This is a genomic window from Stutzerimonas stutzeri, assembly GCF_024448895.1.
Taxonomy (GTDB): domain Bacteria; phylum Pseudomonadota; class Gammaproteobacteria; order Pseudomonadales; family Pseudomonadaceae; genus Stutzerimonas; species Stutzerimonas stutzeri_Q.
The window spans coordinates 1-5,512 of the sequence record NZ_JAMOIC010000052.1; the positions used below are offsets into that span (position 1 = coordinate 1).

Genomic DNA, 5,512 nt, shown 5'->3' on the forward strand with positions numbered 1-5,512 from the left:
CGGCCTCGGTTGAGACGAAAGACTTGATCGAAACGCTCTTTAACAACTGAATCAAGCAATTCGTGTGGGTGCTTGTGAGGTAAGACTGGTAGTCAGCAAGATTATCAGCATCACAAATACTCAACGAGAAATCATTGAGTGCTCTTCTTGGGGGTGACCTTTTGAAGAGATTGCGATTGCTGAGCCAAGTTTAGGGTTTTCTCAAAACCCATGCAGTATTGAACTGAAGAGTTTGATCATGGCTCAGATTGAACGCTGGCGGCAGGCCTAACACATGCAAGTCGAGCGGATGAAGAGAGCTTGCTCTCTGATTCAGCGGCGGACGGGTGAGTAATGCCTAGGAATCTGCCTATTAGTGGGGGACAACGTTTCGAAAGGAACGCTAATACCGCATACGTCCTACGGGAGAAAGCAGGGGACCTTCGGGCCTTGCGCTAATAGATGAGCCTAGGTCGGATTAGCTAGTTGGTGAGGTAATGGCTCACCAAGGCGACGATCCGTAACTGGTCTGAGAGGATGATCAGTCACACTGGAACTGAGACACGGTCCAGACTCCTACGGGAGGCAGCAGTGGGGAATATTGGACAATGGGCGAAAGCCTGATCCAGCCATGCCGCGTGTGTGAAGAAGGTCTTCGGATTGTAAAGCACTTTAAGTTGGGAGGAAGGGCATTAACCTAATACGTTAGTGTTTTGACGTTACCGACAGAATAAGCACCGGCTAACTTCGTGCCAGCAGCCGCGGTAATACGAAGGGTGCAAGCGTTAATCGGAATTACTGGGCGTAAAGCGCGCGTAGGTGGTTTGTTAAGTTGGATGTGAAAGCCCCGGGCTCAACCTGGGAACTGCATCCAAAACTGGCAAGCTAGAGTATGGCAGAGGGTGGTGGAATTTCCTGTGTAGCGGTGAAATGCGTAGATATAGGAAGGAACACCAGTGGCGAAGGCGACCACCTGGGCTAATACTGACACTGAGGTGCGAAAGCGTGGGGAGCAAACAGGATTAGATACCCTGGTAGTCCACGCCGTAAACGATGTCGACTAGCCGTTGGGATCCTTGAGATCTTAGTGGCGCAGCTAACGCATTAAGTCGACCGCCTGGGGAGTACGGCCGCAAGGTTAAAACTCAAATGAATTGACGGGGGCCCGCACAAGCGGTGGAGCATGTGGTTTAATTCGAAGCAACGCGAAGAACCTTACCAGGCCTTGACATGCAGAGAACTTTCCAGAGATGGATTGGTGCCTTCGGGAACTCTGACACAGGTGCTGCATGGCTGTCGTCAGCTCGTGTCGTGAGATGTTGGGTTAAGTCCCGTAACGAGCGCAACCCTTGTCCTTAGTTACCAGCACGTTATGGTGGGCACTCTAAGGAGACTGCCGGTGACAAACCGGAGGAAGGTGGGGATGACGTCAAGTCATCATGGCCCTTACGGCCTGGGCTACACACGTGCTACAATGGTCGGTACAAAGGGTTGCCAAGCCGCGAGGTGGAGCTAATCCCATAAAACCGATCGTAGTCCGGATCGCAGTCTGCAACTCGACTGCGTGAAGTCGGAATCGCTAGTAATCGTGAATCAGAATGTCACGGTGAATACGTTCCCGGGCCTTGTACACACCGCCCGTCACACCATGGGAGTGGGTTGCTCCAGAAGTAGCTAGTCTAACCTTCGGGAGGACGGTTACCACGGAGTGATTCATGACTGGGGTGAAGTCGTAACAAGGTAGCCGTAGGGGAACCTGCGGCTGGATCACCTCCTTAATCGAAGACTTCAGCTTCTTCATAAGTTCCCACACGAATTGCTTGATTCACTAGCGAAAAGCGATTGGGTTTCGACCCGAGAGAGACGATTGGGTCTGTAGCTCAGTTGGTTAGAGCGCACCCCTGATAAGGGTGAGGTCGGCAGTTCGAATCTGCCCAGACCCACCAATTGTCATGGGATGTGGCCGATCTGTAGATGGGGCCATAGCTCAGCTGGGAGAGCGCCTGCCTTGCACGCAGGAGGTCAGCGGTTCGATCCCGCTTGGCTCCACCATTATTCTCGCCATCGCTTGAAAGCACAGAAATGAATAGATTCCCCAGGGAGTGTATTGATTTCTGGTCTTTGCGCCAGTAACTGTTCTTTAAAAATTTGGGTATGTGATAGAAGTAGATTTGAGTGGTCACTTTCACTGGTGATTATTCAAGTCAAGGTAAAATTTGCGAGATGCTCGAAAGAGCAAAATGCGGATTTTCGGCGAATGTCGTCTTCACGTTATTAGACAGTAACCAGATTGCTTGGGGTTATATGGTCAAGTGAAGAAGCGCATACGGTGGATGCCTTGGCAGTCAGAGGCGATGAAAGACGTTGTAGCCTGCGATAAGCTTCGGGGAGTCGGCAAACAGACTTTGATCCGGAGATCTCTGAATGGGGGAACCCAGCCATCATAAGATGGTTATCACACACTGAATACATAGGTGTGTGAGGCGAACCAGGGGAACTGAAACATCTAAGTACCCTGAGGAAAAGAAATCAACCGAGATTCCCTTAGTAGTGGCGAGCGAACGGGGACTAGCCCTTAAGCTTCTTTGATTTTAGCGGAACGCTCTGGAAAGTGCGGCCATAGTGGGTGATAGCCCTGTACGCGAAAAGGTCTTAGAAGCGAAATCGAGTAGGACGGAGCACGAGAAACTTTGTCTGAATATGGGGGGACCATCCTCCAAGGCTAAATACTACTGACTGACCGATAGTGAACTAGTACCGTGAGGGAAAGGCGAAAAGAACCCCGGAGAGGGGAGTGAAATAGATCCTGAAACCGTATGCGTACAAGCAGTGGGAGCCTACTTTGTTAGGTGACTGCGTACCTTTTGTATAATGGGTCAGCGACTTATTTTCAGTGGCGAGCTTAACCGAATAGGGGAGGCGTAGCGAAAGCGAGTCTTAATAGGGCGTCTAGTCGCTGGGAATAGACCCGAAACCGGGCGATCTATCCATGGGCAGGTTGAAGGTTGGGTAACACTAACTGGAGGACCGAACCGACTACCGTTGAAAAGTTAGCGGATGACCTGTGGATCGGAGTGAAAGGCTAATCAAGCTCGGAGATAGCTGGTTCTCCTCGAAAGCTATTTAGGTAGCGCCTCGTGTATCACTGCTGGGGGTAGAGCACTGTTTCGGCTAGGGGGTCATCCCGACTTACCAAACCGATGCAAACTCCGAATACCAGCAAGTGTCAGCACGGGAGACACACGGCGGGTGCTAACGTCCGTCGTGAAAAGGGAAACAACCCAGACCGTCAGCTAAGGTCCCAAAATCCTGGTTAAGTGGGAAACGATGTGGGAAGGCTCAGACAGCTAGGAGGTTGGCTTAGAAGCAGCCACCCTTTAAAGAAAGCGTAATAGCTCACTAGTCGAGTCGGCCTGCGCGGAAGATGTAACGGGGCTCAAACCAGGTACCGAAGCTACGGGTTCAACGTAAGTTGAGCGGTAGAGGAGCGTTCTGTAAGCCTGTGAAGGTGAGTTGAGAAGCTTGCTGGAGGTATCAGAAGTGCGAATGCTGACATGAGTAACGACAATGGGAGTGAAAAACTCCCACGCCGAAAGACCAAGGGTTCCTGCGCAACGTTAATCGACGCAGGGTGAGTCGGTCCCTAAGGCGAGGCTGAAGAGCGTAGTCGATGGGAAACGGGTTAATATTCCCGTACTTCTAGTTACTGCGATGGGGGGACGGAGAAGGCTAGGCCAGCTTGGCGTTGGTTGTCCAAGTTTAAGGTGGTAGGCAGAGGTCTTAGGTAAATCCGGGATCTTAATGCCGAGAACTGATGACGATCCTTCTTTTAGAAGGAGAAGTGGTTGATGCCATGCTTCCAGGAAAAGCCTCTAAGCTTCAGGTAACTAGGAACCGTACCCCAAACCGACACAGGTGGTTGGGTAGAGAATACCAAGGCGCTTGAGAGAACTCGGGTGAAGGAACTAGGCAAAATGGCACCGTAACTTCGGGAGAAGGTGCGCCGGTGAGGGTGAAGGGTTTACCCCGTAAGCTCATGCCGGTCGAAGATACCAGGCCGCTGCGACTGTTTATTAAAAACACAGCACTCTGCAAACACGAAAGTGGACGTATAGGGTGTGACGCCTGCCCGGTGCCGGAAGGTTAATTGATGGGGTTAGCGCAAGCGAAGCTCTTGATCGAAGCCCCGGTAAACGGCGGCCGTAACTATAACGGTCCTAAGGTAGCGAAATTCCTTGTCGGGTAAGTTCCGACCTGCACGAATGGCGTAACGATGGCGGCGCTGTCTCCACCCGAGACTCAGTGAAATTGAAATCGCTGTGAAGATGCAGTGTATCCGCGGCTAGACGGAAAGACCCCGTGAACCTTTACTATAGCTTTGCACTGGACTTTGAATTTGCTTGTGTAGGATAGGTGGGAGGCTTTGAAGCGTGGACGCCAGTTCGCGTGGAGCCAACCTTGAAATACCACCCTGGCAACTTTGAGGTTCTAACTCTGGTCCGTTATCCGGATCGAGGACAGTGTATGGTGGGTAGTTTGACTGGGGCGGTCTCCTCCTAAAGAGTAACGGAGGAGTACGAAGGTGCGCTCAGACCGGTCGGAAATCGGTCGTAGAGTATAAAGGCAAAAGCGCGCTTGACTGCGAGACAGACACGTCGAGCAGGTACGAAAGTAGGTCTTAGTGATCCGGTGGTTCTGTATGGAAGGGCCATCGCTCAACGGATAAAAGGTACTCCGGGGATAACAGGCTGATACCGCCCAAGAGTTCATATCGACGGCGGTGTTTGGCACCTCGATGTCGGCTCATCACATCCTGGGGCTGAAGCCGGTCCCAAGGGTATGGCTGTTCGCCATTTAAAGTGGTACGCGAGCTGGGTTTAGAACGTCGTGAGACAGTTCGGTCCCTATCTGCCGTGGACGTTTGAGATTTGAGAGGGGCTGCTCCTAGTACGAGAGGACCGGAGTGGACGAACCTCTGGTGTTCCGGTTGTCACGCCAGTGGCATTGCCGGGTAGCTATGTTCGGAAGAGATAACCGCTGAAAGCATCTAAGCGGGAAACTTGCCTCAAGATGAGATCTCACTGGAGCCTTGAGCTCCCTGAAGGGCCGTCGAAGACTACGACGTTGATAGGTTGGGTGTGTAAGCGCTGTGAGGCGTTGAGCTAACCAATACTAATTGCCCGTGAGGCTTGACCATATAACACCCAAACAATTTGTTGTTTGTGTGTCAGACGGTTGAAGTCGACAAACAAACCGAAAAGACGCATCGCTCGCAAAGCGAAAGCAACACCGAAACACCATCACATACCCAATTAGGGGAAGCGACTCAACACCGACTCCCCAACCGAATTGCTTGACGACCATAGAGCGTTGGAACCACCTGATCCCATCCCGAACTCAGTAGTGAAACGACGCATCGCCGATGGTAGTGTGGGGTCTCCCCATGTGAGAGTAGGTCATCGTCAAGCTTCTACACCAAACCCCCGATCCTCGTAAGAGGACCGGGGGTTTGTCTTTGCGCGAGAAAAAGCTG

2 tRNA genes and 3 rRNA genes are annotated in these 5,512 nt (G+C 51.9%); all 5 read left to right on the forward strand.

Annotation, left to right across the window (positions count from 1 at the left end):
- Positions 1 to 220 precede the first annotated feature (220 nt).
- The 5 genes from NA619_RS24725 (at position 221) to rrf (ending at position 5,447) form a co-directional block, all read left to right on the forward strand.
- Positions 221 to 1,757 (forward strand): 16S ribosomal RNA (locus tag NA619_RS24725).
- Positions 1,758 to 1,848: 91 nt separating this feature from the next.
- A tRNA-Ile gene (locus tag NA619_RS24730) sits at positions 1,849 to 1,925 on the forward strand.
- Positions 1,926 to 1,955: 30 nt separating this feature from the next.
- Positions 1,956 to 2,031 (forward strand) — tRNA-Ala (locus NA619_RS24735).
- 254 nt (positions 2,032 to 2,285) lie between these two features.
- A 23S ribosomal RNA gene (locus NA619_RS24740) occupies positions 2,286 to 5,176 on the forward strand.
- Positions 5,177 to 5,331: 155 nt separating this feature from the next.
- Positions 5,332 to 5,447 (forward strand): 5S ribosomal RNA (rrf, locus tag NA619_RS24745).
- The 16S, 23S and 5S rRNA genes sit together here with 2 tRNA genes alongside, the layout of an rRNA operon.
- Positions 5,448 to 5,512: the final 65 nt, after the last annotated feature.